Origin of the sequence: Bradyrhizobium sp. USDA 223, assembly GCF_044909005.1 — a bacterium.
Lineage (GTDB): Bacteria > Pseudomonadota > Alphaproteobacteria > Rhizobiales > Xanthobacteraceae > Bradyrhizobium > Bradyrhizobium yuanmingense.
Genome location: NZ_JBIYDR010000001.1, coordinates 5,297,691 through 5,323,586 on the forward strand (window position 1 = coordinate 5,297,691; position 25,896 = coordinate 5,323,586).

Consider the following 25,896-nt stretch of genomic DNA (forward strand, 5'->3'; position numbering starts at 1 on the left):
CGCTGCACGGCTCAACGGAGCCCAGCACGGCCCTGCGTTCTTGAGCAAGGCCGAGCCAAGCCCGAATTGGCCGGGAGATCAATAAAGGCGTCTCATGCTGCGATAGCGAAGTCCTATCGACTTCGCTTGAGGCGCGGCGGGAGCGCAAAGGCCGCCGCCGTGAACATTCGCCTTTCTACCGGGCGTCGCTCTTTTCGACCAGGAACACGATGCGCGCCTCGTTGCGCTCGGTGATCTCGACCTTGTCGCCGGTCTCGCGGATCAGATTGGGAATATCGATCACCGAGAGTGGATCGGTGCAGTGAACTTCGAGCTGGTCCCCTGCCTTGAGCGGCTTGAGCGCCTTGCGCGTCTTGAGGGCCGGCAACGGGCATTTCAGCCCGGTGAGATCGAGTGTCGTCCTGGTCATGGCCGCACCATGGCGAGGCGGAGCGGCTGCGTCAACGGCAGGAGGCGTCAGATCAGGCTGGCATAGGGCAGGAAGCCGACGTCCTGCCCCGGCTCGACATTCGTGATGTCCTCGCCGAGTTCGACGAGGCCATCGGTCTCGACCAGCGAGGATAGGAGCCCTGCCCCTTCGCGCGGGAACTTGATCGCCTCGAGCCCGCCGTCCTGCGCGCGCCGCAGCGAGGCGCGCACATATTCACGCCGGCCGGACTTCTTCTTGTAGGTGAACGCCGCGCGCAGCGGGATCGGCAAGAGCGGCTCCGGCAAGGCGCCCGCCAGCGCCAACACCGTCGGGCGCACCACGTGGACGAATGTCACGAAGCTCGCGACGGGATTGCCGGGCAGTCCGATCAGCGGTGTGCCGTCGATGATGCCCATCGCCACGGGACGACCGGGCTTGATCGCCATCCGCCACAGCACCAGCGAGCCGATGCTCTCCACCGCCGCCTTGACGTGATCCTCCTCGCCGGTCGAGACGCCTCCAGTGGTGAGGATCAGGTCATGGTCGCCTGCGACCTGCTTCAGGCCGCACGCCAGCGACGCTCGCTCATCGCGCAGAATGCCGAGATCGCTGACCTCGCAGCCGAGCCGCCGCAGCATCGCCATCAGCATGAAGCGATTGGAATCGAACAATTGCGAGGCGGCGCGCGGCTCGCCGGGCGAGGCGAGCTCGTCGCCGGTCGAGAACACGGCGACACGGATGCGCCTGACGACGTCGAGCTTCGCCAGGCCGAACGCGGCGGCAAGGGCGACATGCTGCGGCCGCAGGCGCTGGCCGGCGCGCAGCGCGACCTGACCTTGGGGAATGTCCTCGCCTGCAGGCCGCACATTTGCGCCGGGCTTCAGCCCCGGCGGCAGCACGATCCTGCCTGAAGCATCGATGCGGACGTCCTCCTGCATGAAGACGGTCTCCGCATCCGGCGGCATCGGCGCGCCGGTGAAGATGCGCGCGGTGTGGCCGGGCTTGATCGGCGCTTGCGCAAGGCCGCCGGCCTGGATGCGGCCGTCAAGCGGGAAGGCCTGCTCTGCGCTTGCCGGAAGGTCGGCGTTGCGCACGGCGTAACCGTCGACGGCGGAGTTGGTGAACGGCGGCAGCGGCAAAGGCGCGGCCACATCGCGCGCGAGCACGCGCCCGTCGGCATCGACCAGCGCCACCGTCTCGAGATCGACGATGGCGTTGACGCGCGTCGTGATGAGGTCGACGGCTTCGTCGACCGACATCATCGGGCCGCCAAAGGCAAAGCAATCGTCCGACAGTTGCGCCATGGTGCCTCGTCAGCGTGTCGCGGCGCTTCTTGCTACCGCTTCCTCGACCGGCATCGCCGCCCGTAGCATCAATGCCGCGGCGCCTTCGATATCGTCGAGATGGACAGTCGGGAGCCTCGTGTCAATCGCGACGTCGGTCGCAATCCCGGCAATTCCGGGATCGTCCGGAAACAGCAGCGGCTTGCCGTTGGCGGCACGATGCACCTCGATCTTGCGGTGCGGCTCGCGCTTGAATCCCTCGACCACGACGAGATCGACCGCAGAGAGCTTGTCGAGCAGCTCCGGCAGCCGCGGCTCCGCCGCCCCGCGCAGCTCATGCATCAGCGCCCAGCGTTTCGACGAGGCCACCAGAACCTCCGCCGCGCCGGCCTCGCGATGGCGCCAGGAATCCTTGCCGGGCACGTCGACGTCGAACTGGTGATGCGCATGCTTGATCACGGAGACGCGCAGGCCCTGCGCGTTGAAATGCGGGATCAGCCGCGTCAACAGCGTGGTCTTGCCCGCACCGCTCCAGCCTGCAAGGCCGATGACTTTCATTCCAGCTCTCTTTTCCAGCAACCAGCGCTCGCCGATGGAACCACCATCCCCTCCCCGTCATTGCGAGCGGAGCGAAGCAATCCAGACTGCCGCTGCGGAAAGATCCTGGATTGCTTCGCTGCGCTCGCAATGACGACAAGGCGGCATTTCGCTCTCTCCCCGCCATGCTTATATCGGCTTGACCCGAATGTCATGCTAACCTCGCCGCCATGATGAAGATCGACAAAGCCCCGGTGCCCCTGATCGTCCCCAATCCGGACGACCCGCGCCTGACCCAGAGCGTGACCGGCACCGACCAGACCGGCGCCAGGGTCGAGATCAAGGTGCCGATGGAGCGGCCGCTGACGCTCTATCTGAACGCGCAGGAGATCGTCACCATGATGACGATCGGCGACTATCCGGAATATCTGGCGCTCGGCTATCTGCTGAACCAGAACATGCTGAAATATAACGACGTGGTCACCGAGGTCGAGTACGACGACGACCTCCAGGTGGTCGTCGTGCGCACCTCACACCACACCAATTTCGAAGCCAAGCTGAAGAAGCGCACGCAGACCTCCGGCTGCGCGCAGGGCACCGCCTTCGGCGACCTCTTGGAGGCGGTCGAGAGCGTCGCGCTGCCCAAGGCGGAGCTGCGCACCTCCTGGCTCTACCAGATGACGCAGACCATCAACACCATGCCCTCGCTTTATCTGGAGGCCGGCGCGATCCACGGCTGTGTGCTGTGCAAGGAAGGCACCCCGCTCTGCTACACCGAGGATGTCGGCCGCCACAACGCCGTCGACAAGATCGCGGGCTGGATGTACCGCCACGGCGTCGACGCGTCCGACAAGATCCTCTACACCACGGGACGCCTCACCTCGGAGATGGTGATCAAGACGGTGCGCATGGGCATTCCGATCCTGGTGTCGCGCTCCGGCTTCACTGCCTGGGGTGTCGATCTCGCAAGGCAGGTTGGGTTGACGCTGGTCGGACGCACCCGCGGCAAGCGCTTCATCGTGCTCGCAGGCGAAGAGCGCATCGTCTACGACCAGAACCTCGCTTATGTCGAAGAGGAATCGGCCAAGCACAAGCGCAAGGGTGAAGGCGGTGACGACTGACCTGTCCGCGGCGCGTGTTCCGCCGACTCTCGGCGTGCTGCTCGCCGGTGGGCTCGCGCGGCGCATGGGGGGCGGCGACAAGCCGATGCGCACCATCGGCGGCCGCACCATTCTGGAACGCGTGATCGCGCGCCTTTCGCCCCAGTGCAGCGGACTGATTCTCAATGCCAACGGCGATCCCGCCCGCTTTGCCGCGTTCGGCTTGCAGGTCGTCGCCGACGACGTGCCCGGCTTCCCCGGTCCCCTCGCCGGCATCCTCGCGGCGCTCGACTGGGCCGCGGCGAACCGGCCGCAGATCGAATGGGTGCTCAGCGCCGCCGGCGACTGCCCGTTCCTGCCGCGCGACCTCGTCGCGCAGCTGCATGAGGCGCGCGCGCGTGAGAATGCGCAGCTTGCGGTCGCAGCCTCAGGCGAGCAGTCGCATCCGGTGATCGGCCTGTGGCGCGTCGCCTTGCGCGAGGAGCTGCGCCACGCGCTCGTGGACGAAGACCTCCGCAAGATCGACCGCTGGACCGCGCGTTATCCGCTCGCAACGGTGACCTGGCCGAACGAGCCGCTCGATCCGTTCTTCAATGCCAACACGGTCGAGGACATTGCCGAGGCCGAGCGGCTGGCGGCGCTGGATGCCGCATCCTAGCGACTCTATGATTTCGGAAACTCGTTGAGGAGCTGCGCCCAGATGATCGCGAAGGCGATCAGGCCGCAAATGCCGACGGCAGTGGTGAAGCGCGGCAAACGGCCGATCGCAACCAGCACCCAGGCCGGCAGGAAGAACGCCCCGAAGACCATGCCCAGCGGAAACACCGCGAGCCATTGAAAGCCGCTGCCGTCCCCGGGCGGGACATTCGCGATGTAATGGAAGGTGTAGAGCCAGAACAGCGTGCCGGCCGCCGCGACGAGAGTAGCGATCTTGCGGAAATTGAGGCGCGTCGATGCGGTCATGACCTGGCTCATGTTCCTTGGTCGCTGCGGCGGCCCGCCAAGTTCATGACGTCTTGAACCGGACCTGGAACGGGAGCGACCACAGGTCTGGACATTCCCCGGACGAAGCCATGGCCGCCCCTCTCTTGAATACGATCTTCGAATTCGTCGATTTCGTCTTCGATCTCTCCGAGACGATCGATCGCACGAGGCAGCTGAGCAAGCCTGACATCGTCGAGGTGCCGCCGGATCCAAAGCCGCTGCCGCCCGCCGCGCGGCGCGCGCTTGCCGAGGCCGAGGATCGTGAGCGCAAGCGAGAGCAGGCCGCTCAGGCGGCCAGCCGTACCGACCAGGCATCGTAGCCGTAGACCTCTCCTGGGTCGAACGCCGCGTCGTGGTCCCTCGTCTATGCGGGCCGGAAGCCCGCTCGCGCGAGCGACGCGCGTACCTCGTTCGAGCCGAGTGCGTCGAGAAAAGCCTGCACTGCCGATCGTTGCTTTCGCGCACTCACCAGCGCGAAATCGTAGTGCTCTTCGGCCAGCGGAATGAAACCGAGGCCGACGGCGTGGGCGACCGGCGCAATGGTCATGCCCCAATCGGCCCGGTGCTGCGCGACGGCCGCCGCGACCGCATTGTGCGAACGCGGCTGGTTCCAGTAGCCTTCCGGCCGCGCGCCGCCGAGCAGCCGGTCGATCAGGATGCGGGTGCCGGCGCCCTGGTTGCGGTTGACCATGATGCAGGCGGGATCAGCGAGCGCCGCCGCAACGGCGTCCTTTGCACCAAGACCTTCGAAACGTCTGTCGTCCTTGCGGAAGACGATGCCCTGCATCCGCCGCCAGCCTGGCACGAGCTCGAGACCTTCGACGAGATAGGGCGTGTTGTAGGTCTCGCTGCGGTCGTCGAAGAGGTGGATCGGCGCGAGATCGCATTCGCCACGTTTGGCTGCTGCAAGCCCGCCGAGGCTGCCGACCGCGATCGAGCGCACGGTGAGACCAGCATGCGCGAGCTGTGCGGTGACGAGATCGAGGCCGGTGCAATGGCTGCCGACGATGACGAGATCCGGCACGCGCACATGCGGCGTGAACAGCGTCACCTCGGTCTCCGTGCCGGCCGGCATCTGGTCGGCAAGTGCGTCGATGCGCAGAAAGCCGTCCGCCTGAGCAAAGGACGTGATCGCACCAGACCCCTTGCCGGAGGGATACGCGATGAGGCCCTCCATGCCCTCGACCAGCGAGACCATGACGAATTCGGTGCGGCCGAGCTCGGAGGCGATGCGCACCGGCACCGTTGCGATCACCTTGGCATCGGAGCGCGGCGGCAATCCGGCCATCCTGCGCAGCACCGGCACGATCATGTCGTGGAAGGTGAACATCGCCGAGGTCGGAAAGCCCGGCAGGATCACGACGGGCTTGCCGTCGCACACCGCAAGACACAACGGCTTGCCGGGCTTGAGCGCGACGCCATGGGCGATGATGCCGGGTGCGCCGAGCCGGCCGATGATGCGATGAGAGAGATCGCCGGCGCCTTTCGACGTGCCGCCCGACAGCACCAGCATGTCGGCTTCCGCAAGCGCGTTGCGCATGGCGGCTTCGAGCCTGGGTTCGTCGTCCGGAATGGCGCCGAGGAAGACCGCCTCGCCCCCGTTTTCGTCGATCGAGGCCGCGACGATGGCGCCATTGGTATCGTAGATCTCGGCAGGCGCGAGCACTCCGCCGGGCTGAACCAGCTCATCGCCGGTGGAGATCACGGCAACCCGCGGCCTGCGCACGATACTCACCTCGGCGATGCCGCAAGCCGCCAGCATACCGATCTCGCGCGAGCCGATGATGGTGCCGGCGCGCAGCAGCGCCTCGCCGCGCGCGATGTCGGAGCCGGCATACGAGACGAATTGCCCCGGCGAGACGGCGCGACGGACGTCTATCGCATCCTGGCCGGCCGGCTGGGTGTGCTCGACCATGACCACGGCATCGGCGCCGCGCGGCAACGGACCTCCGGTGGCGATCGCCGTTGCGGTTCCAGCCGCCACCTGCAGGGTCGGCGCGGTCCCGCAATGAATGGTCTCGCCATTCAGCGCGAGGCGCACGGGCGCGCCCTCCCCGGCCGCCGCGAGGTCGGCGGAGCGCACGGCAAAGCCGTCGACATTGGAGCGGTCAAACGGCGGCACGTCGATCGGCGCCGTGACATCTTCGGCAAGGGCCGCGCCCAGCCCGGCTGCGAGCTTCCGCATTTCGGTGCGAAGCGCGCGCGGGAACAAGGCCGCCTCGAAGCGCGCCAAGGCCTCCTCGCGCGAGAGGATCTTGAGGAACTGCTCCTGCTCGAGCGCGCTGCGGTCCGGTGATTTCGGGATCATCGTCATGCCAGACCCCTTATCACGCCCGCATCAGATACGCATCGATCGATGTACCTGCCGCAAATCCCTCGTCGCTGGCGGAGATGAGCAGCCATGCGTCCGCACGGGCGATGGCCTGAAGCGACCATTCGCCCACGGCAAGCGGCATCCAGGCGCGATGTTCCTCAGCCAGCAAAGCGATCTCGGTGATGCCGACGCTGGAGGCGATTTTTCGCGCAAGCGGCAGCGACACTTTTCGACGCGGCCGGCGCGCCGACAAACCGTCGACGAGCGGCAGCACGAGTGCAAGCCAAGCTGCAAGCGCATGATCGGGCGAGCCGGGCAAGGCGACGACGGGAACCCGCCCCAGCCGTCCGACCGCAGCGGTGCGCCCCGGCTGCAGCGCAAGGCCGTGCGCCATCACCTCGCCGCGCCCGGCGAGGGCGGCGATGGCGGCGTCCTGGCGGCCGACGCCGCTACCGCCGATGGTCAGCAGGACATCGCAGGAGGACGCATCGAGCGCATCGGCGATCGACGCTTTATCGCGTGCATGCGCTTGATGCGTTTCCACATCCAATCCCGCTGTGTGCGCGATCCCGGCAATCGTCTGCGCTGTAACCGTTCCACCCGGCACATTGACGATGCGCAGCCGCGGCCGCCTTACGGCGAGTTTCTCCACGCCCGCCACACGCGCCAGCAACAGGTCCGCCGCACGGATGGGATGGCCGGCGTCCCCCACGGCCCTGCGCGCGGCGATGTCGCGGCCTGCACGCCTGACACCCTGCCCCGGCGCGCCCTCCGCAAGCACCTGGGCAAGCGGCCCCGACGTCTCCACGGCGTCGACATCGAGCACGCAGTCGCATCCCGCCGGCATCGCCTCACCCGCCTCGACCCATAAGGGGGCCATTGCCAGCGGCACAGGCGAGTAAGCGGACGCCCCGACGAGATCGTTGGCAGATAGCGCCCAACCGTCGACGGCCGCAACGTCCCGCGAAGGATAGGCGGCAAGCAGCGGCGCACCCGCCGCGATGCAGCCGATTGCGTCCGCCAGCGGCACCTCCACCGGCGCGACGGGATCAACGCCCCGCAGCAGCGCGGCGAGCGCGGTGTCGAGCGGCGTGAGCGAAGGCGGCAGGCGCTGGGTCATGCGCCATGAGGACCATGCATCGTCCGGTTTGGCAACCGCCGGCGGTGCCGGCCTCAACCCTCAGCCGCCCGACCTATCCGAATTGGGGAAGAACAATTGCTGCCCGTCCACCTTGTAGCCGGCGATCGCCGTCTGCCCCTCCGGCGAGGTCAGCCAATCGACGAAGGTCTGCGCGAGGTCCTTCTTCACGTTCGGGAACTTCGCAGGATTCACCAGCATCACGCCATATTGGTTGAGCAGCCGCCGGTCGCCTTCGACGACGATGTCGAGATCGCCGCGATCGCTGAACGCGATCCAGCTGCCGCGATCCGCAAGCACATAGGCATTGGCGGCGCGCGCGGCCCCGAGCGACGCGGCCATGCCGGGGCCGGCCTCGCGATACCAGGCGCCCTTGGCGCCGGCAATGTCGATGCCGGCGACGATCCAAAGCGCGAGCTCCGCGGCATGAGTGCCCGACCGATCGCCACGCGTCACGAACGGCGCGCCCTTGGCTTCGATCGCCTTCAGCGCCGTCGCGATGTCCTTGCCCTTCACGCCCGCGGGATCGCTCTTCGGCCCGATCAGCACATAGTCGCTGTACATCACGTCGTAGCGCTTCACGCCAAAGCCGTCGGCGACGAACTTCTCCTCCTGAGGCCGCGCGTGCATCAGCACGACGTCGACCTCACCCCGCCGCGCACCATCGAGCACTTCGTCGGCGCGCCGCGCGATCACGGTGACGTCGATGCCGGTTTTGTCGCGGAAGATCGATAGCAGATAGTCGAGCAGCCCGGATTCCTGAGTCGCCGTCGTCGAAGCGAGGACGATGCTGCGGTCCTCCGCGGCCGACGCCGCAACGCCTGCGGCAAGGCCGCAGAGAAGCGCAAGTGCAACGGACAGGCGGCCCATGATCGGGTTCCCTCAGGTTTGACGCCGTCATGATGATGATCGATTGCGCCGCACTCGTGACGCGTTTTGCGCTGCCGGCCGGGAAATTTCGGCAACTTCATCGCGGCGCACCGCCCGCGCGATCTCTCTAGGATCGTTCACCAAAGCAGAGATCGCGCGTCGTGACGTGTTGCAAAGCAGCGAGATGATCGGGCATGGTTCCCCGCGACAAATATCTGAAATGCAGAATTCCACCTGCGTCGGACGTCAAAAAGAAGCAAGAATTTGCATAGGAATGCAGGATGGAATTCCTGACCACCAGCGAAGCCGCCGACTACCTTCGGCTCGGCGAACGCAAGCTTTACGAACTCGTCACCACCGGTGCGATCCCCTGCAGCAAGGTGACGGGAAAATGGCTGTTCCCACGGCACGAGCTCGACCTTTGGGTCCTGTCGGGCCTTGCGCGCCCGGCCGGCATGTTGATCGCCGAGCCGCCGCCGGTCGTCGGCGGCAGCCACGACGAACTGCTCGATTGGAGCCTGCGCGAGTCCGGGTCGGGGCTCGGATCGATGAGCGAGGGCAGCGCGCGCGGGCTCGAGCGCTTGCAGCGCAATGAGGTGATGGCTGCGGCGGTGCACTTCCACGCGCTCGACGCCGGCGACAATTTCGCCAGCGATGCCAGCATCGAAGCGCTGCGGACCACGCCAGACCTGCATGATGCGGTGCTGATCGCGTTCGTGCGCCGCGAAGAGGGTCTCCTGCTGCCGCACGGCAATCCCAAGCACCTGCACAGCCTGACCGACGTGCTCGCAGCCGGGGCCCGGATGGCGATGCGGCAACAGGGCACAGGCGCGCAGATGCTGCTCGACGTGCTGCTCAGGCGCGCGGGCGCCTCGATGCGGGACTTGCGCCGGATCGAGCCGCCGGCGCTGACCGGCCCGGATCTGGCCGAGCTGGTTCGCGCCGGCCAGGCCGATTGCGGCATCGCGACGCGCGCCGCGGCGCGCTCGGCCGGTCTCGATTTCGTGCCGCTGGTCTGGGAGAATTTCGACCTCGCGATGCGGCAGCGCAGCTATTTCCGCCCCGCCATGCAGGCCTTGCTCCGCTTCCTGAACGAGCGGCGGCTGCGACAGCGCGCGGAGGAGCTGACCGGCTACGATCCGTCCCCCGCAGGACAGATCCGCTTCGCAGCCTGACATTGACGCCAGCCCCCTAATAGTTGCAAAAGAAACCAATTCGACCGGGCCATACCCGGACAAGCAACACCGGCCAATGAGCCGGATCAGGGAGGACGAGCGTGAACCCAATCAGATTTGGCGTGCCGGTCGCGGCCGCCTTGCTGGCGACCCTGCTGTCCGGCGCGGCGTCGGCGCAGGTTTCCGACGACGTCGTCAAGATCGGCGTGCTCACCGACATGAACGGCCCGGCCTCGGCGCCGACCGGCCAGGGCTCGGTGACCGCGGCGCAGATGGCGATCGACGATTTCGGCGGCAAGGTGCTCGGCAAGCCGATCAGCGTCGTGATCGGCGACCACCAGCTCAAGGCGGACATCGGCGCTTCGCTGGCGCGGCGCTGGTTCGACGTCGAGCAGGTCGATCTGATCGTGGACGTGCCCGTCTCGGCGGTCGGGCTCGCGGTGCAGACCATCGCCAACGAGAAGAAGCGGCTGTTCATCACCCACTCCACCGGCACCGCGGACTTCCACGGCAAGTTCTGCTCGCCTTACGCCATCCAATGGGTGTTCGACACCCGCGCGCTCGCGGTCGGCACTGCGGATGCGGTGGTCAAGCGCGGCGGGGACAGCTGGTTCTTCATCACCGACGATTACGCCTTCGGCCATTCGCTGGAGCGCGACGCTTCCGCCGTCGTCACCGCCAATGGCGGCAAGGTGCTGGGCTCGGTGCGGCCGCCGCTGGCAACACCCGATCTCTCCTCCTTCGTGCTGCAGGCGCAGGCCTCCAAGGCCAAGATCATCGGCATTGCCGCCGGTCCCCCCAACAACATGAACGAGATCAAGACCGGCGCCGAGTTCGGCGTGTTCAAGGGCGGCCAGCAGATGGCGGCGCTGCTCGCGCTGATCACCGACATCCACGGCATCGGCCTGCAGGCGGCGCAAGGCCTGCTGCTGACCACCTCGTTCTACTGGGACATGGACGACAAGACGCGCGAATGGTCGAAGCGCTATTTCGCCAAGATGAACCGGATGCCGTCGATGTGGCAGGCCGGCGTCTATTCCAGCGTGATGCACTATCTCAACGCCATCCAAGAGACCGGCAGCGACGATCCGCTGAAAGTGGCAGCCAAGATGCGCGAGAAGCCGATCGAGGATTTCTTCGCCCGCAACGGCAAGCTTCGCGAAGACAATCTGATGGTGCACGACCTCTGGCTGGTGCAGGTGAAGACGCCGGAGGAGAGCAAATATCCGTGGGACTATTACAAGATCCTCACGACGATTTCCGGCGACAAGGCGTTCGGCCCGCCGGACCCGGCCTGCCCGCTGGTGAAGAAGTGAGATTGGCGAGTGGCGAATAGGGAGTAGCGAATGGAAGCTTCCATTCGCTATTCGCAATTCGCCACTCGCTATCTCACCACCCCGATCTCGCGGAAATACTTCAGCACGCCCGGATGAATCAGCTCCGGCCTCGGCGCGGCCGCGACCGTGTTCGCGGCTTTGGTCTCGCAGGCCTGGGCGAGCTTCCTGCAGAACGTCGCTTCGATACCGTGCAGCGTCTTGGCGAGGCGGTAGGCGACGTCGTCGGCCAGATCCTCGCGCGTGAGGATGAAGCTCCAGGAGCCGAGCGAGGCGATCGGCTCGGTCTGCTTCGGGTAGGAGCCGGCCGGCACGGTCAGCGGCTTCAGGAACGCATGCTTGGCGCGGACGCGCGCGATCTCGTCAGCACTTGGGGCAATGAAGCGCGCGCCTGATGCGCTCGATGCGACCGCGGCAAAGCCGGGCCAGCCGATGCCGGCGCCCCAGAGCGCAGCGACGCGGCCGTCCTCGACCATCGCGTGGCCGTCGCCCGCGCGGTCGAGATAGACCGCCCTGAAGTCCTCGTCCTGCTTCAGGCCGAGACCATCGAGCACATAGCGCGCCAGGATCGGCAGGCCGGAGCCCCTGGCGCCGAACGCGACGGGCTGACCGACGAGATCGCGGATCGTCGTGTAGGGGCTGTCGGCGCGCACCACGAACATGCCGGGGTTGGAATAGATCGCGGTGAGGATCTTGAGCCGCACAGGCGCGCGGCCGATGCCGGCGAAGGCCTCGTAGGCCGGCTCGCCCGCGACCAGCGCGAGATCGAGCTCGCCCTTCTCCAAGAGCGGGATGTTCTCGTTGCTGCCTTTGGTGTTGCGCGGGGTGATGGTGAGATGCGGATCGGCCGCGTTCATCAGCTCCGCGAAGGCGTTGCCATAGAGCGGGAAGCCGCCGCCGGGTGTCGCGGTTCCCAGGCTGATCGTCGCGGTCGGAATGGCCGTGCCTCCGGTCTGGGCGGCGGCGGGGCTGGCGAGCAGCGCCGCACCGAGAAGGATCATCGCGAATCTCATCGTTGTCCCTGACGGGCCTGCGTCAACACCGACTTGCGGCGATGTAGGCAGCCGCCGGTTTTTATGAAAGCATGCCGCGCAACGACAATAGAACAATGGGAGGTGTCATGTTGCGAATTTTGCGTCACGGTGTTTTCGGACTCGCAGTCCTGTTGGGTCTTTTCAGCGCCACCCCTCCCGCCGCCGCAGCCTATCCCGATCGTCCCGTACACTGGCTGATCGGCTTTTCCCCCGGCGGCCCGGTCGACATCGTGGCGCGGATCATGGCGCAGTGGCTGTCGGAGCGGCTCGGCCAGCAATTCATCGTCGAGAACCGCACCGGCTCGGGCGGCAACATCGCCGCCGCCGCCGCGATCAATTCGCCGCCGGACGGCTACACGCTGCTGTTCGTCGCGCCCAACAACGCGATCTCGACCTCGCTCTACAAGAAGCTGCCGTTCGACTTTTTGCGCGACACCACCCCGGTCGCGAGCATCATGCAGCTCACCAACATGCTGGTCGTCTCCAACGCGTTTCCGCCGAAGTCGGTTCAGGAGTTCATCGACTTTTGCAAGGCCAATCCCGGCAAGATCACCTATGCCTCCTCCGGCAACGGCACCTCGGTGCACATGTCGGCGGAGCTGTTCAAGGTGATGACGAAGTGCGACATGGTGCACGTGCCCTATCGCGGCTCGGCCGTCGCGTTCCCTGACATCATCTCCAACAAGGTGCAGCTGATCTTCGACAATTTGCCCTCGGCGATGGAGCAGGTGAAGGGCGGCAACGTTCGCGCGCTCGGCGTGACCTCGCCGCAGCGCTGGCCGAGCGTGCCCGACGTGCCCGCGATCGCCGAGACCGTGCCGGGCTTCGAATCGGTCGGCTTCTACGGCATCTCCGCGCCGAAGGGCACGCCGCCGGAAGTGATCGAGATCCTCAACAAGGCCGTCGGCGAAGCGCTGAAGGACCCGAAGCTGGTGGCAAAGCTCAAGGACGTCGGCGGCCTGCCCAAGGCGATGGCGCCCGCCGAGTTCGGCAAGCTGGTCGCGGACGAAACCGAGAAGTGGCGCAAGGTGGTCGAGTTCGCCGGCGTCTCGGTGGACTAGGCGGCGGCCCCGCCGCCCAGCGCCGCACCGCATTTGAGAGGGCCGACAGGCCCTCTCAAACAAAGTTGCGAAAACAACCCCATGCACAGTAGAGGGGGCCAGTGATTTCAATGGGTTACGGCCCAGCTCGAAAAGACTTGCGAAAAGGCGGTTTGCTCCGTCGGGCAAAACAGGGTTATACAGGCATCATCGGCAAATTTCGGGTATTCGAAATTATCAATGATGCCGTGCCGGCGTTCCCATGCACCAGCGCCAGCATTGCACCCCCGCCTCCGGCCCTGTAAACGAACCGCGCACCGTTGCCGGCCGCCCTACCTGCGGCCGCCTCGCGGCGGGGCCTGTAGCTCAATGGTTAGAGCCGGCCGCTCATAACGGTCTGGTTGCAGGTTCGAGTCCTGCCGGGCCCACCAGTGAATATAGGCATTTCCTGAAATCGTCGAAAACCACGGGTCCCGCTTCGATTTCGGTTCTGCTGATGCATCAACGAAAGCAACATGAAGACCCTATTTCTTATCGCAGCGATCATCTGCATCGCCTCTACGGCTGCCGCTGAGAGCCCCTATCCGACACCCACGCGAGATGGCCGTGAGCGCCTCCAGCGCAGCGGCGCCTGCCCAACCGGCTACGTTGGCATTGGCAACAAGTGCGAGGCGCTGCACAAGGACACGCCCCGCGCCTACCCGAAGATCCAGGGCACACCATGTCCGTCCGGAACTTTCCGGAGCGGCGACTACTGCAAGGAGTTTCGATGAGGGAGTCTGCCCCCTGTAACAGCCAGACACCTGAGCAGGTCGAGGCTTACTACCGCAACGTCAAGCCGGGAGATCTCGCCATGATCCGTTGCACCCAAGGCAATATCTTGGAGTATCGCGTCGAAGATCGCCGATACCAATCCGAAGCGTGGCAGAGTCTACCTTGAGCAAGGCGATGCTTGGGGCGGCCGAGCATATTACGCCGCAAACGGCAAGAGCTGCTTCTCACCAACCGGTCGGGTAAACTTGATCGTCCCCACCGAAGAGTCCGCTATGCCCGGACAGCGACCAAATTCCGCAGCGCAGCGAAATGACGCGATGGGCGAGAACCGGACTTGTCTCAAACCGCGCGTCGCTTCGCGATTCTGGCAAACGCTGCGGCCGGGGACAAGCCACGATCATGGCTGGCAGCCAAGATCGCGGGAGCGTTCTCTTTTGCCCGCCGTTGGTGTTTGGTCGCGGCCGGCGGGAGGACGGGCGATGAGGGGATCCCTCGGGGAGAAGATCAACCAGGGCGGCACGGCGGACATCCACGCCTGGGCGCCAGGTCAGGTCGTAAAACTGTTCAAGGAAGGTTTCCCGCCGCAGCTCGGCCAGCAAGAGGCGCGGATGACCCAAGCAGTCTTCGCCGCCGGCGTGCCAGCGCCGGAGGTGTTCGGCGAGGTGATGCTCGACGGACGCTTCGGCATCGTGCTCGGCCGCCTCGACGGACCGACGCTGCTGCAGCTCACGCGGAACGGCGCCGTGACGTTCGCCCAGGCGGGTGCGATACTCGCCTCCCTCGGCCTGTCCGTTCACAGGATGTCGCCGCCGCCGGAGGCCATCTATCTGCGCGGCTGGATGGACACCGCCTTCAGGCTATCGGGCGACATCGTGCCGAAGCACATCGCCTCCGGCATCCTCGCGCTAATCGACCGCCTGCAGCAGCCGGGGGACGGGCTGTGCCATGGCGACATCCATCCTGAAAACGTGATCATGACGGCGGACGGTCCGCGGCTGATCGACTGGACCTTTGCGATCCGCGCGCCTGCGGCCTTCGATCATGGGCACTTTCACATCAACCTGACAGAGCTCGCCCTCGACGTCACCGACAATCCGCAGCGGCCGCTTGCGGTCCATGCGGCCGCGGAAACCGAATACGCGCGGCTGTCCGGCATGCCGGTAGCGGCGCTGAGGCAAGCGATGGAGACCTGGCTGCCGATCGCGATAGTCCGCTACTTCCTGCTTATGGGCGGGCCGACAAGCGAGCGATGGCGGCGGATGATGCAGCGCGCCGAAGCGGCCCTGCGCGCTAAAAAATATCCAAGTCGTGCCCGGTAACAACATTGCCCTTGTACAGCCGCCGTACTTCGTCGAGCAGGACATCTTCCGGATCGGGCATCGCCATTGCGGCACCAATGTTGACGCGATGCGTCAGGATCAGCAACTCCGGTCGCACTCGGTTTGCAAGCTCGGCCAGCTCAGTCGAGGACGTGTGGTTCTCTCGCCTGTAGGCCTGCCACTTCGGCGCAACCTTGTCGTAGGTTGCTTGTGAATAGGCTTCGTGGATCAGCACGTCGCAGCCATGGGAATTGTCGAGCAGGGACTGTGTCGGGGCTGTGTCTCCCGAGAAGACGATCGTTTTATGAGGCGTTTCGACGCGAAAGCCGAAAGCGTTCTCAAGCCCTGCGTGCCGCACAGGAAACGCGGTCACCTTAATATTGCCATCCCTGTAAAAGATACCTGCTTCAATCTCATGCGTATGAACCGCGCATCCAGAGGCGGGAAGTCTGTCGATACCGTTGAGGCGACTGTCGATATCCACCTTCCATGCGTTCAACACATATTGGGTCATATCGCTCAGCCCCTTGGGGCCGTACACGGAGACTGGGTCCTTTCGGCCCAAGATCCACGGCGTCAGGAGCAAGTCTGGATATCCCGCTGTGTGATCGGCGTGCAGATGGGTTACAAATACCGTTCGCAAATTGACTGCGGCGGGGCCAATCGCCAGCACGCCCTTGTTGTAAGCGGCTACTGCGCGGCGAATGACTCCAGGGCCGAAGTCGATCAAATAGGGCATGCCGTTCACGACGATTACCGTGGCAGGCCCAGATCGATCTGGATCGGGTCGGGGCGTACCCGTACCCAGCATGACGATCTGGGTCGTCAGGCTCGGTTCTGGGCTGCCAGCCTGCTGGTCCGCATCTGAGATGGTCACGCGCTTTCTCTCACCTGGTGTGCTTAGTCGAGTTGGATCTTGGCTGTCTGGATCACCAACTTCCATTTCGCGGCAGTGGTCTTGAGCCAGTTTTCAGCCTCGGTGCCCCCCGTTCCAATAGGTTCAATTTCCTGAGCGCGAAGCCGCGCTTGTACGTCGGGCGACTTCAGAGCTTGGAGCACCTCATACTCGAGGACCGCGCGAACGGATGCAGGAGTTTTGGCTGGGACCAACATCACGAGAGAGAACGCAACGTCGAACCCAGGATAGCCTGCCTCGGAGACCGTCGGCACATTCGGCGCGCCTGGCGCGCGTCGCGGACTCGAAACGGCGAGGGCCTTCAATTTGCCCTCTCTGGCAAGCCCGATAACGCTCGGTGTCGCCAGGAAACCGGCTTGCACATGTCCGCCAACGAGATCAGCTACAACTTGAGGGTTGCCCTTGTACGCAACGTGCACGACGTCGAAGCCTGCTTGCACGCGCAGCGACTCCAGCGTCAGATAGCCAGGGTTGCCCTTTGCGCCGCCGCTACCGAGGGTCACGCTGTTCTCCTTTGCGAAGCGGACGAAATCCATGAGGGAATTCACGGGGACGGAGGGATGAACGACAAGCATCTGAGAGAAACTCGCGACAATCGAGATCGGTGCGAAGTCGCGTTCCGGATCAAACGGCAGTTTCGGGTAGAGCGCCGGATGCGCGGTGAGTGGGGTATCGAGAACCATGAGCAGGGTGTGACCGTCCGGCGTTGCCTTGGCGACGGCCTCGGTGCCCATGTTGCCTGCGACCCCCGCCCGGTTCTCAACAATGAACGGCTGCTTCAAGCTGGCGGAAAGCTTTTCCGCGAGTAGACGCGCAGCGAAGTCCAGCGGTCCGCCCGCGGGGAAGGGTACGATGATCGTGACGGAATGGCTTGGATAGCTCTGAGCGAAAGCGGCTCCGGGGGAGCGGAGCCCGAGAAGGCCAGCCAACGCGACGGCTAGGGCAAGAGAGAGGGCCGGGAAACGTGTCCAACGGATCAGGGTCATCGCTACCTCCACGCAGACGTTGGCAGAACAGTAGCCAAATCGGATATAACCGGGTAATCGTAAGACGTGATCGGGACATATCAATTTTCGTAAGGGTGCTCCGATGCAGTGGAACGAGCGCATTGGGCGCCGCCTGAAGTTGCGAGACCTTCATGTCCTGCTCGCCGTCGTGCAGCGCGGCACCATGGCCAGGGCCGCCAATGAGCTTGCGATGTCCCAGCCTGCGGTATCGAAGGCAATTGCAGACATGGAACGTGAACTTGGCATCCGCCTGTTGGATCGCACCCCGCGCGGAGTCGAGCCTACAAACTATGGGCGCGTGCTCGTGAAGCGCGGGTTGGCTATTTTCGATGAGCTCAGGCAGGGGGTGCAAGAACTCGAATTTTTGGCCGATCCGTCAGTTGGAGAGCTCCGCATCGGTAGTTCGGAAGGAATGGCGGCCGGGGTTCTACCTGCCATCATCCGGGAAATTTCTCGACGACACCCTCGTATCGTCATCAACGTGGCTCAAGCGCTGTTCGCGACGACGCAATACCGTGACCTCCAGGAGCGCAGTGTCGATCTGCTTTTTGGCCGCGTGTTTGGGTCGCCCCCTCCCGAGGAAGGTGTGGTTGTAGAGAAACTGTTTGACGACCACGTAGTCGTCGTCGTGGGCAAACACCACCCACTGGCGCGTTCCCGGCGGCTTACACTCGCAGATCTCGCGGAGCAGCGTTGGATCTTGCCGCCGCCAAGCAATGAAGCAGGACGTCTTGCTGCCGAGATTTTTATCTCAAGCGGCTTGAAGCTGCCGCATGCGCCGGTGACAACAATCTCAATCCACCTTGCGCTGAGGCTGCTGGTGAGCGAACGGTTCGTCGCATTCTTGCCGGGTTCGGTTCTCCGATTTGGTGGCTACGAACGAATGTTGAGCGTGTTGCCGGTCAAATTGCCGGTCCAGCAGCGACCAGTCGGAGCTATCATGCTGAAGGACCGAACGCTGAGCCCGTTGGTCCAAGTTTTTCTAGAGTGTGCCCGCCAAACTGTTGATCACCCGCGGGCGCGGAATTAGGCGCGTTAAGGGTCAATCGCGACCGGGTCGCGGCGATAGCAAGTCCAGCATGTCCGCTATGCCGCCGAAGACGGAAGTAGATTCGGAGCATTGGCGGTAGCGCTGGGTTGATCTCATATGACGGAATCAGCCGTTCTCTTTTGTTCTTCGAGTCCTGTCGGGGTCCCGGTTGGGTCCCGCATGAACGTGAACGAACGCAGAAGATCGCAAATTATCGACGTAAAAAATCCCGAGAAAACAAGGGCGTTCTGCTGATCCAGACCGCTCATAACGGTCTGGTTGCAGGTTCGAGTCCTGCCGGGCCCACCAGAAAAAATCAGCGGATTGCCAGATATCCGTTGTCGTTCGTCAGTCCACCGCACCAGAAACGTCTCGTTTCTGTCCCCATGGACATACATTGGCAATCGGCAAGCTACAGCTTCACAGGCGGCCTCGCCACAGCTTCTCCGCGTGATCGTGGATTTGGCGGCCTTTCGCGCGAAAGGGCTATGCAGCATGCAAATGTCCTCGCAGCAGCGCTTCTACACTGGCTGCGATCTCCAGCAACCGCCGGTCGGCATTCCTGCGGCCAATCAACATCAAACCCACGGGAAGACCTTCGAGCGGCAACGGCAGCGAAATCGACGGGCAGTCGAGCAGGTTGGCGACGCGCGGATTGCGCAGGACGAGGCCATTGAGCTCATGGAATGCCGCATGCTCCGCGACGGACGCAAGAAGCGGCGCTCGGATGGGCGTCGTCGGCAGGACGAACGCCTCGTTGTTGCCGAAGGACTGTTCGAAGAATCGTATCGCATCCTGCCGCAGCCGCACCATGCGCACATAGTCCGTGGCGAGAATGCCAGCGCCAGCCTCAATGCGGACGCGCGTTCGAGGATCGACCCCATCCAGCACCGAGAGCTCCAAACTGCGCAGCGTCGCGCCGACCTCGATCGACGGGAAGGTGCCGATCTTGTCGATCTGGGCGACGTCATCGAGCGCAGCCTCAATGGATCCATCCCGATCTGCAAGCCGCCTGATCGAAGCCGCTCCATGGCGTTCTCGAACGCGGCGAGCACCTCGGGTTCGCATCGATCGAACAAGCGCCCGCGGGCAACGACAAGGCGGAACGTGCCGGAGGATGCTGGCCGCAGCCGCGACGGCGCGACTTCACCTGAAAGCACCTGATCGGCCACGAAACAGTCCTCGACGTTCGCGGCGACCGGACCGATCGTGTCGAGACTCGACGACAGCGAGAACGCGCCGGCGGTCGGCACGAAACCGCTGGTCGGCTTGAATCCGACCGCACCCGACAGTGAGGCGGGGATTCGGATCGAACCGCCGGTATCGCTGCCGATGGCGATGTCCGCCATGCCGCCAATTGCGGACACGACAGCGCCCGCTGAGGAGCCTCCCGGAATGCGGGTGCGGTCCCGCGGATTGGCCGGCATCCCGTCGTGTGGGTTCGTACCCAACGCGGAGAAAGCGAACTCCGTCATCTGCGTCTTGCCGATGACGATGGCACCCGCAGCGCGCAACCGCTTGACGACCTCGGCATCTTCGACGGCCGGTGGCCGGCCGCGCAGGACAGCCGAGCCCGAGCTCGTGACGGTGCCGGCGACGTCGAACAGCGCTTTTATCGAAACGATGCGACCATCGAGCGGACCACGGAGCGCTCCGGCAGCGGCGCGACGATCCGCAGCTTCGGCCTCCCAGCGGGCGCTATCCGCAAACACGGCCGTGAAGACGTTGTTCGCTTCCGGCGAATGGATCCGCGCAAGTGCCGCCTCCAGCCGTGCGACGGCCGAAGGGTGCGATGGATCCTTTGTTGCTGTCATGACACGCGCCGGGCAGAAAGATCAGGAGACGACCGGCAGGACGTCGATGTCGTAGCCATGGATCAGGGACCGGTTCAGGACCGGGTCCTTCAGCTCCATCTCAAAACGCGTCCCCGGCCGAATGCCGCCGATCGCGCCCGGCGTTCCGCAGAACATCAGCGTGCCGGCTGGTAGCATGTCCGTTCCGGCGTAGCGACGAATCAGATCGCGCGGCGTTCGGAGCGAGGAGACCGGGCTGTCCTGGTAGAGCACCCGTTCCCCGTCGATCGTCGCCCACGAGCGAAGGACCAGTTCATCCCAATGCCCCGCGACATCTGCATAAGACCAGAGCTGTGAGCCGACCGGCTTGCCGCACAGCTGCTTCGAAAGGGCGATGCCGGACGCTTCGGCCTTGCGGTCGGTATGGTCGGAGCCGATGCCGACCCAGAGCCCATCAGCCATGGCGACAACGACAGGCTCGACCTCGCCGGAACTGTCGGGCCCAAGGACGGTCAGGCGGCTGTCCTGGGTCAATGTTTGCGCAGCGACACGATAGTAGAGCGGTGTGGTGGAGGGACGCGGAATGCCGAGCGCGGCGAGCTCCTCGACATGATGTTCGATCGCCGCCGCATCCCTGCCCGCCCAGCCCGCGATGACAAGGGACCCGATCTCGACGGCAATGCGGTCGGTCCGGTCATTGGCGAGGCGTTCAAATTGCAGCAACATGGAATTCCCTATCCTTGATCGATGTGGTCAGGATTTCGCCGCGCTCGATCTGCAGCGTCCTGTCTGCGATCCGGTCGAGCAGCGCAGGCGACGATTCCGTAATCAGCATGGCGAGTTCCGGCCGATGCTTGCGCAATTCGTCAAGCGTCCGCGCATAGTCGAGTGCGAGGGCCGGCGCCAGACCTTGAAACGGCTCGTCGAGCAGCAGAACCTTGCGTGCTACCGTCAGTGCGCGCCCCAGCGCGACCATCTTGCCCTGCCCTCCGGACACGCCGCCGGCCGGCCGGAACCGCATCACGTGCAATTCGGGCAACAGCTGATAGATCTCGTCGAGCCTTCGCACGACCTCGGCACGGTCGAGCTTCAGCGCCAGGGCCGGGAGGCGGATGTTCTCCTCCACGCTCAGCTCCGGAATCAGACGGCGGTCCTCCGGCGCATAGCCAATCCCGGCGCGGGCGCGGGTGTGGGCAGGCCTGTTGCCGAGATCTTCGGCATCGAGCCGAACAGAGCCTTCGTCCATCGCGATGAGGCCCATGATTGCGCGCAGGGTCGTGGTTTTGCCGGCGCCGTTGCGCCCGATCAACACCGTCGACTTGCGCGCGATGATTTCGCAACTCACGGCGCGCAGCACGCGGACGCCCTCGATCGAGACGCTGACCTTGTCGAGCCTCAGCATCAGGCCACCCCTACGACTCGTTGGCGCACTTGCGCGTTGCTGAACACCTCGTCGGGCCGTCCCTCGGCCATGATGTTGCCGGCGTTCCACACCAGGACTCGGCTCGCGTAACGCGCGACCACGTCCATGTCGTGCTCCACGAACAACGCCGTGATGCGGCGCTGGCGCAGCGCCGCCATCAGTGCCTCCATCAGCGGGAAGCGTTCGAGGGCGCTCACCCCGCTGGTCGGCTCGTCGAGCAGCAGCAACCGAGGTTTCAGGGCCAGCGCAACCGCGATATCCAGCAGCTTGCGATGCCCTTCGGGAAGCGTGCTGCTGACCCGGTCGGCATCGTCGGCGAGCCCGACGAGGTCGAGCAAGGCCCTCGCCTCCTGGCGCCGGCTCGCGGTTTCGAGCGGCTGCACCGCGCTCCACAGACCATCGGTTGCCGCCAGCGCCAGCATCATGTTGTCGATCACACGCTGTGCGGAGAAGAGTTGCGGGATCTGGAATGAGCGGGCGACACCACGGCGCGCGATGGCGCGCGGCGACAGATGGGTGATGTCGTCGCCGTCGAGCAGCACGCTGCCCGACCTCGGGCGGATGTAGCCCGTGCAGATGTTGAGCAGCGTCGTCTTGCCAGACCCGTTCGGACCGATGATCGCGAGGAACTCGCCGTCATGGATCGCGATGCTGACATCGTCGGCGGCCTTGACGCCGTTGAATGCGACGTGGAGGCCTTTTGCTTCCAGGATGGGAGGCGTCATAGGCTCGTCGCCTCCTTGCGCGCGAACAATCCATAGACCCCTTGCGGCATGAACATGATCACGATGATCAGTGTCATGCCCACGATCAAATTCCAGGAATCGGTAACAGTGACCGCGGCGCTGTGCAGCAGTTCCAGGAACAGGGCACCGATGAACGCGCCCGGCACGCCACCGATGCCGCCGAGCACGGCGATCAGCACGAGGTGGCCGGATGCGGTCCAGAACGCGAAATCCGGGACCACGCGACCGATCGCAAAGCTGGCGATCGCACCGCCAAGCCCGGCGAGCGCCGCCGAGACGACATAGGCGATCAGCAGGATCGCCCAGACCGGGATGCCGAGATATTCGAGCCGGATCTCGTTGGTATGGACGGCCGAGAGGGCGTGACCGAGCGGGCTGTTCAGGTAGCGATGCACGGCCAGGCCGACGAGCACCATCAGCCCGAGACTGAGATAGAACAGCACGCTCTTGAAGGCCGGCTCGCCAAGCACGACGCCGAACACGGCCGGAACCGGCACCGGCATGCCGTCGGTCCCGCCGGTGACACCATAGAGCTTGGCGCAGAGCGCGTAGAACACCATGGAGACCGCAAGATTCAACATCGCGAAGAAGATCGCGCGATAGCGGACGAGAAACGATCCGGCGATGGCGCCGATGAGCGCCCCGCCCAGCACCGAGAGGATCAGCAGCAGCCCAAGATCGTTGACCCCGGCACGCGCCAGGAACGCGACTGCATAGGCACTCGCGGCAAAGAACATCGCATGGCCGATCGAGATCAGCCCGGCGCGGAGCAGCACGGCGACACCGAGCGCCGCAAAGCCCTTGGCGATCGCAAGCGTCAGGACGAATTGAAGCCAGGGCGCGGCCACGGGCAAAAGCGCAATGACGACGACCGCCGCAGCGGCAATGATCGTTGGCATCATATCCTCCGCGCCGTCACTGATCCGAACAGGCCATAGGGGCGGATCAGAAGAACGACAAGCATGGCCGCATAGGGCGCGACAGCATCCAGCGACGGCACCAGATAGATCGCGAGCACGCGCGCCAGCCCGACGATCAGCGAAGCCAAGGCGGCTCCCTCGATCTGCCCGAGACCGCCAATCGCAGCGACCGCAAAGGCGAGCACCATGGTGTCGGCGCCGAGACCTGGCGCGATCCCTGACGTCGGCGTTGCCAGCGCGCCGCCCAATGCGGCGAGGAATACGCCAAGCGAAAACGCCAGGATGAAGATCCGGTTGGTGTCGATGCCGATCGACTGCGCCATCTCGCGGTCGGTGACGACAGCCGTGATCAGACGCCCCAGCCGGGTGTGATTGATCAGGAGCCGCAGGCCGATGACGACGAGGAGCGCCATGGCGATCAGGAGGATCTGGTAGTTGAGATAGACGACGCCACCGATGCTTGTGGTGCCGAGCAATCGCATCGGCGCGTCCTCATAGAAGGACTGGACGCCGAAGATCACGCGCTGAAGGTCCTCCAGGATGAGGAACAGTCCGAACGTGATCAGGATCTGCACGGCTTCCGATTTGCCATAGGTCCAGCGAACCAAGCCGCGTTCGATCAGCGGACCGAATATCGCCGCCACGCACACAGCGCTGAACAGGAGCGCCAGGAACGACAAATACGGGTTGAGCTGCCGGCTCGCGATGAACAGGCAGATCGAGGCCGCGACATAGCCACCAATCGAATACAGGCTGCCATGGGCGACGTTGAGGACGCGCAGCACGCTGAACACCAGCGTCAGGCCGACCGCCGCGAAGAAGATCAACGCGGCGTTCGCCAGACTGTCCAGCAGCAGGGGGATTATTGCATTCAACATCGGCCTACGCCCTCACGTGAACATCATCCCGGTCTATTTGTAACTGCCGGGCTTCGGCAGGCTCTTTGCGAATTCGGGCTTGAGCGTCGCAATCCAGGCGAGCGGATCCTGGCCGGCCTGCGGCATCAGGCTGTCGCCCTTGTAGCGGGCCATGTCGCCGATGACGGGAAACTGCTGCGCCGGGGTCTTGGCTGTGACGCCGACGATCTGGTCGACGAGGCCGTCATTGTCGGCGCGCGTCTGCGCCATGCCGGTCAAGGTCTCGACCTTGCTGCCCTTCATGGCGGCGGCGAGCTCGGCACGCGTCGGCCATTTGCCGCCGTTCTTCTGCATCGCCGCATCGTAGGCTCCCTTCACGTAGATCAGCGCGTTGGCCATCTTGATCGACGGGAACACCGGATACTCGCCGAAGCGCGCCTTGTAGGCCTCGGCAAACTTCACCGTCTCCGGCTTCTTCTTGGCGTCCGGCGACATCCACCAGCCATCACCGAGAACACCGACGATCACGCCGTCCGGCAACGGCACGCGTTGCAGCACGGTCTCGCCGAGCGCCAGGATGACCTGACTGGAGGTGAAGATTCCACGCGGCGCGGCCTGGCGAACGAAGTTCTCGAGGTCGGCCCCCCAAAGATTTGAGAAGACCACGTCCGGGCGCGCCGTCGCAAGGCGCGAGATTTCGGTCTGGTAGTTCGGCGAGCCGAGTTTCGGATAGAGCTCGGCGACGATCTCGACGTCAGGCTTCAGGGCCTTCAACGCCGCGGTGAAGATCTTTGCCGCATCATGGCCGAACGCGTAGTCCGGGTTGATGATCGCCACCGTCTTCACGTCGGGCTTGCGGTCCAGCAGGTAGATCGCGTAGGCGATGAATTCGGGCACGGTATTGCCGTTGGGCCGGAACAGAAATTTGCTCTTGCCGTCCATCAGCAGCTGATGGGTATCGCAGTTCCAGCCGACAGTGGGGACCTCGAGCTGTTCGGCGAGCGGCGCCAGCGCCAGGCAGTTCGCGCTCGACAGGGCGGCGACCATGACCTGGTTCTTCGCGTCTCCGGCGAGCCGCCGATACTCTGCGATCACGCCTTGCGCGCCCTGCGCCTCGTCGACGTAGGTCGCACTGACCGGCACGCCACCGATGCCGCCCTTTGCATTGATCTCATCGATCATGAGGTCGGCCGCGTTCTTGCCCGGCATGCCGTAGGCTGCGGCAGGACCCGATGTGAACGTGAAAATACCCAGCCCCAACGCGCCCGGCTTCTCCTGCGCAGCGGCCGGCGTGGCGGCGACGACACCGAGCGCGAGCGCCCCGGCAAGTCCGTCCACCACCCATCGGACCTTGCCTTGGGGCACACCGCGATCCAGCCTGAAGAGCCGTTCAAGTGACGACAGGCAACGCGCAACTACGATAGAGATACCTTTGGACGTCATGACTTCTCTTCCCCCTGTGCTGGTCGAATGATGTTCGCGGCAGCGATCCGGATCACACCGGATCGAAATAGTGCATCTCGAGAAGCAGACAGCCGTTCACGGACTTGAACGGGCCATGCGGCGCGTGCGGTGGGCGGCAGGCATAGGTGTTCGGCGGGAAGCTCTTGCCGCCCTCGCCGTCCGCATCGTTACCGACGATCAAATCACCCGAAACCAGATAAACCTCCTCCCAATATTCGTGGGAGAACGGCGCCGTGGTGTAGACCCCTGGCGCGAAGCGCAGCAGCCGCGTCCGTGTCCCGCGCCGGTTCTCCTCGTCCAATCCGCCCGCGATGATCTTCTGCTGGATGCCGGCCGGATAGCCTGCCGGCACTTCCCAGCCGGTGGTCATGTCGAGCGTGTGAAATTCGTCGTGCTTCTTGTTGACGGGCATGCATTGTCTCCTTCGGA

27 protein-coding genes, 1 tRNA gene and 1 pseudogene are annotated in these 25,896 nt (G+C 64.7%); 10 read left to right on the forward strand and 19 right to left on the reverse strand.

Annotated elements, in window-relative coordinates:
* Positions 1 to 175: 175 nt before the first annotated feature.
* The 3 genes from ABIA40_RS24545 to mobB are packed head-to-tail and all read right to left on the reverse strand — an operon-like array spanning position 176 to position 2,250.
* A complete protein-coding gene (locus ABIA40_RS24545; RefSeq protein ID WP_157285462.1) occupies positions 176 to 409 on the reverse strand; it encodes a sulfurtransferase TusA family protein in 234 nt (77 codons plus the stop codon).
* 47 nt (positions 410 to 456) lie between these two features.
* Entirely contained in the window at positions 457 to 1,713 is a 1,257-nt protein-coding gene (glp, locus tag ABIA40_RS24550; RefSeq protein WP_404543589.1) for a gephyrin-like molybdotransferase Glp, read from the reverse strand.
* Between the two features lie 9 nt (positions 1,714 to 1,722).
* Complete coding sequence (gene mobB / locus ABIA40_RS24555) at positions 1,723 to 2,250, reverse strand: molybdopterin-guanine dinucleotide biosynthesis protein B (protein WP_036011416.1); 528 nt, start codon at positions 2,248 to 2,250, stop codon at positions 1,723 to 1,725.
* 209 nt (positions 2,251 to 2,459) lie between these two features.
* Here mobB and fdhD point away from each other — a divergent pair, with 209 nt between their 5' ends.
* Both fdhD and mobA read left to right on the forward strand, forming a co-directional pair.
* Entirely contained in the window at positions 2,460 to 3,350 is an 891-nt protein-coding gene (gene fdhD, locus ABIA40_RS24560; protein WP_036026616.1) for a formate dehydrogenase accessory sulfurtransferase FdhD, read from the forward strand.
* A complete protein-coding gene (gene mobA, locus ABIA40_RS24565; protein ID WP_404543590.1) occupies positions 3,331 to 3,987 on the forward strand; it encodes a molybdenum cofactor guanylyltransferase MobA in 657 nt (218 codons plus the stop codon). The genes fdhD and mobA overlap by 20 nt, the downstream gene beginning before the upstream one ends.
* Before the next feature lie 5 nt (positions 3,988 to 3,992).
* On the opposite strand, the gene ABIA40_RS24570 is transcribed toward mobA, so the two are convergent.
* Positions 3,993 to 4,292 (reverse strand): hypothetical protein, encoded by a 300-nt coding sequence (locus ABIA40_RS24570; protein ID WP_404543592.1) that lies wholly within the window; start codon positions 4,290 to 4,292, stop codon positions 3,993 to 3,995.
* A 110-nt stretch (positions 4,293 to 4,402) separates the two neighbouring features.
* Between ABIA40_RS24570 and ABIA40_RS24575 the strand changes: the two genes are divergently transcribed.
* Positions 4,403 to 4,633, forward strand: a complete 231-nt coding sequence (locus ABIA40_RS24575; RefSeq protein ID WP_036011421.1) for a hypothetical protein — start codon at positions 4,403 to 4,405, stop codon at positions 4,631 to 4,633.
* A 44-nt stretch (positions 4,634 to 4,677) separates the two neighbouring features.
* On the opposite strand, the gene ABIA40_RS24580 is transcribed toward ABIA40_RS24575, so the two are convergent.
* Genes ABIA40_RS24580 through ABIA40_RS24590 form a run of 3 tightly spaced genes read right to left on the reverse strand, consistent with a single transcriptional unit; the run spans position 4,678 to position 8,635 of the window.
* Positions 4,678 to 6,627: a molybdopterin biosynthesis protein gene (locus tag ABIA40_RS24580; protein WP_404543594.1), complete on the reverse strand. Its 1,950-nt coding sequence runs from the start codon at positions 6,625 to 6,627 to the stop codon at positions 4,678 to 4,680.
* A gap of 13 nt (positions 6,628 to 6,640) precedes the next feature.
* A complete protein-coding gene (locus ABIA40_RS24585; protein WP_271538653.1) occupies positions 6,641 to 7,747 on the reverse strand; it encodes a molybdopterin-binding protein in 1,107 nt (368 codons plus the stop codon).
* A 60-nt stretch (positions 7,748 to 7,807) separates the two neighbouring features.
* Positions 7,808 to 8,635, reverse strand: a complete 828-nt coding sequence (locus ABIA40_RS24590; RefSeq protein ID WP_157285455.1) for a substrate-binding domain-containing protein — start codon at positions 8,633 to 8,635, stop codon at positions 7,808 to 7,810.
* 281 nt (positions 8,636 to 8,916) lie between these two features.
* Here ABIA40_RS24590 and ABIA40_RS24595 point away from each other — a divergent pair, with 281 nt between their 5' ends.
* Together ABIA40_RS24595 and ABIA40_RS24600 are read left to right on the forward strand one after the other, a co-directional pair.
* On the forward strand, positions 8,917 to 9,810 hold the full coding sequence (locus ABIA40_RS24595; protein ID WP_404543596.1) for a substrate-binding domain-containing protein: 894 nt from the start codon (positions 8,917 to 8,919) through the stop codon (positions 9,808 to 9,810).
* 101 nt (positions 9,811 to 9,911) lie between these two features.
* The gene (locus ABIA40_RS24600; protein ID WP_036026621.1) at positions 9,912 to 11,126 is read left to right on the forward strand and encodes an ABC transporter substrate-binding protein; all 1,215 of its coding nucleotides are present in this window, start codon (positions 9,912 to 9,914) and stop codon (positions 11,124 to 11,126) included.
* A gap of 68 nt (positions 11,127 to 11,194) precedes the next feature.
* Here ABIA40_RS24600 and ABIA40_RS24605 read toward each other — a convergent pair whose 3' ends face one another.
* Complete coding sequence (locus ABIA40_RS24605; RefSeq protein ID WP_404543598.1) at positions 11,195 to 12,157, reverse strand: TAXI family TRAP transporter solute-binding subunit; 963 nt, start codon at positions 12,155 to 12,157, stop codon at positions 11,195 to 11,197.
* Positions 12,158 to 12,264: 107 nt separating this feature from the next.
* Between ABIA40_RS24605 and ABIA40_RS24610 the strand changes: the two genes are divergently transcribed.
* The 4 genes from ABIA40_RS24610 to ABIA40_RS24625 all read left to right on the forward strand — a co-directional run bounded on the left by ABIA40_RS24610 (position 12,265) and on the right by ABIA40_RS24625 (position 15,311).
* Positions 12,265 to 13,239, forward strand: coding sequence for a Bug family tripartite tricarboxylate transporter substrate binding protein (locus ABIA40_RS24610; protein WP_404543600.1), 975 nt, complete (start codon positions 12,265 to 12,267; stop codon positions 13,237 to 13,239).
* Between the two features lie 334 nt (positions 13,240 to 13,573).
* Positions 13,574 to 13,649 (forward strand) — tRNA-Ile (locus ABIA40_RS24615).
* 84 nt (positions 13,650 to 13,733) lie between these two features.
* Entirely contained in the window at positions 13,734 to 13,991 is a 258-nt protein-coding gene (locus ABIA40_RS24620) for a hypothetical protein (RefSeq protein WP_404543601.1), read from the forward strand.
* A gap of 480 nt (positions 13,992 to 14,471) precedes the next feature.
* Positions 14,472 to 15,311 (forward strand): phosphotransferase, encoded by an 840-nt coding sequence (locus ABIA40_RS24625; RefSeq protein ID WP_404543603.1) that lies wholly within the window; start codon positions 14,472 to 14,474, stop codon positions 15,309 to 15,311.
* Here the strand turns inward: ABIA40_RS24625 and ABIA40_RS24630 are convergent.
* On the reverse strand, positions 15,283 to 16,188 hold the full coding sequence (locus ABIA40_RS24630) for an MBL fold metallo-hydrolase (protein WP_404543604.1): 906 nt from the start codon (positions 16,186 to 16,188) through the stop codon (positions 15,283 to 15,285). The genes ABIA40_RS24625 and ABIA40_RS24630 overlap by 29 nt on opposite strands.
* 23 nt (positions 16,189 to 16,211) lie before the next feature.
* Complete coding sequence (locus tag ABIA40_RS24635; RefSeq protein ID WP_404543606.1) at positions 16,212 to 17,213, reverse strand: Bug family tripartite tricarboxylate transporter substrate binding protein; 1,002 nt, start codon at positions 17,211 to 17,213, stop codon at positions 16,212 to 16,214.
* 103 nt (positions 17,214 to 17,316) lie between these two features.
* Here ABIA40_RS24635 and ABIA40_RS24640 point away from each other — a divergent pair, with 103 nt between their 5' ends.
* Positions 17,317 to 18,264 (forward strand): LysR family transcriptional regulator, encoded by a 948-nt coding sequence (locus ABIA40_RS24640; RefSeq protein WP_404543607.1) that lies wholly within the window; start codon positions 17,317 to 17,319, stop codon positions 18,262 to 18,264.
* 486 nt (positions 18,265 to 18,750) lie between these two features.
* Here ABIA40_RS24640 and ABIA40_RS24645 read toward each other — a convergent pair whose 3' ends face one another.
* From ABIA40_RS24645 to ABIA40_RS24685, 9 genes and pseudogenes are all read right to left on the reverse strand, one after another.
* On the reverse strand, positions 18,751 to 19,332 hold the full coding sequence (locus ABIA40_RS24645; protein ID WP_404543609.1) for an amidase family protein: 582 nt from the start codon (positions 19,330 to 19,332) through the stop codon (positions 18,751 to 18,753).
* A pseudogene (locus tag ABIA40_RS24650) lies at positions 19,257 to 20,078 on the reverse strand (amidase family protein); the annotation flags it as partial. The gene ABIA40_RS24645 and the pseudogene ABIA40_RS24650, both read right to left, overlap by 76 nt.
* A gap of 21 nt (positions 20,079 to 20,099) precedes the next feature.
* Positions 20,100 to 20,783 (reverse strand): DUF2848 domain-containing protein, encoded by a 684-nt coding sequence (locus tag ABIA40_RS24655; RefSeq protein ID WP_404543610.1) that lies wholly within the window; start codon positions 20,781 to 20,783, stop codon positions 20,100 to 20,102.
* Entirely contained in the window at positions 20,767 to 21,459 is a 693-nt protein-coding gene (locus ABIA40_RS24660) for an ABC transporter ATP-binding protein (RefSeq protein ID WP_404543611.1), read from the reverse strand. Before ABIA40_RS24660 ends, ABIA40_RS24655 begins: the two co-directional genes overlap by 17 nt.
* Positions 21,459 to 22,205 (reverse strand): ABC transporter ATP-binding protein, encoded by a 747-nt coding sequence (locus ABIA40_RS24665; RefSeq protein WP_404543612.1) that lies wholly within the window; start codon positions 22,203 to 22,205, stop codon positions 21,459 to 21,461. Before ABIA40_RS24665 ends, ABIA40_RS24660 begins: the two co-directional genes overlap by 1 nt.
* Positions 22,202 to 23,125 carry a branched-chain amino acid ABC transporter permease gene (locus ABIA40_RS24670; RefSeq protein WP_404543613.1) on the reverse strand — a complete coding sequence of 308 codons (924 nt, stop codon included), beginning with the start codon at positions 23,123 to 23,125 and terminating at the stop codon, positions 22,202 to 22,204. The genes ABIA40_RS24665 and ABIA40_RS24670 overlap by 4 nt, the downstream gene beginning before the upstream one ends.
* Positions 23,125 to 24,024, reverse strand: coding sequence for a branched-chain amino acid ABC transporter permease (locus ABIA40_RS24675; RefSeq protein ID WP_404543615.1), 900 nt, complete (start codon positions 24,022 to 24,024; stop codon positions 23,125 to 23,127). The genes ABIA40_RS24670 and ABIA40_RS24675 overlap by 1 nt, the downstream gene beginning before the upstream one ends.
* Before the next feature lie 33 nt (positions 24,025 to 24,057).
* Complete coding sequence (locus ABIA40_RS24680; protein WP_404543617.1) at positions 24,058 to 25,446, reverse strand: ABC transporter substrate-binding protein; 1,389 nt, start codon at positions 25,444 to 25,446, stop codon at positions 24,058 to 24,060.
* Between the two features lie 52 nt (positions 25,447 to 25,498).
* A complete protein-coding gene (locus ABIA40_RS24685) occupies positions 25,499 to 25,879 on the reverse strand; it encodes a cupin (RefSeq protein WP_404543619.1) in 381 nt (126 codons plus the stop codon).
* Between the last annotated feature and the right edge of the window lie 17 nt (positions 25,880 to 25,896).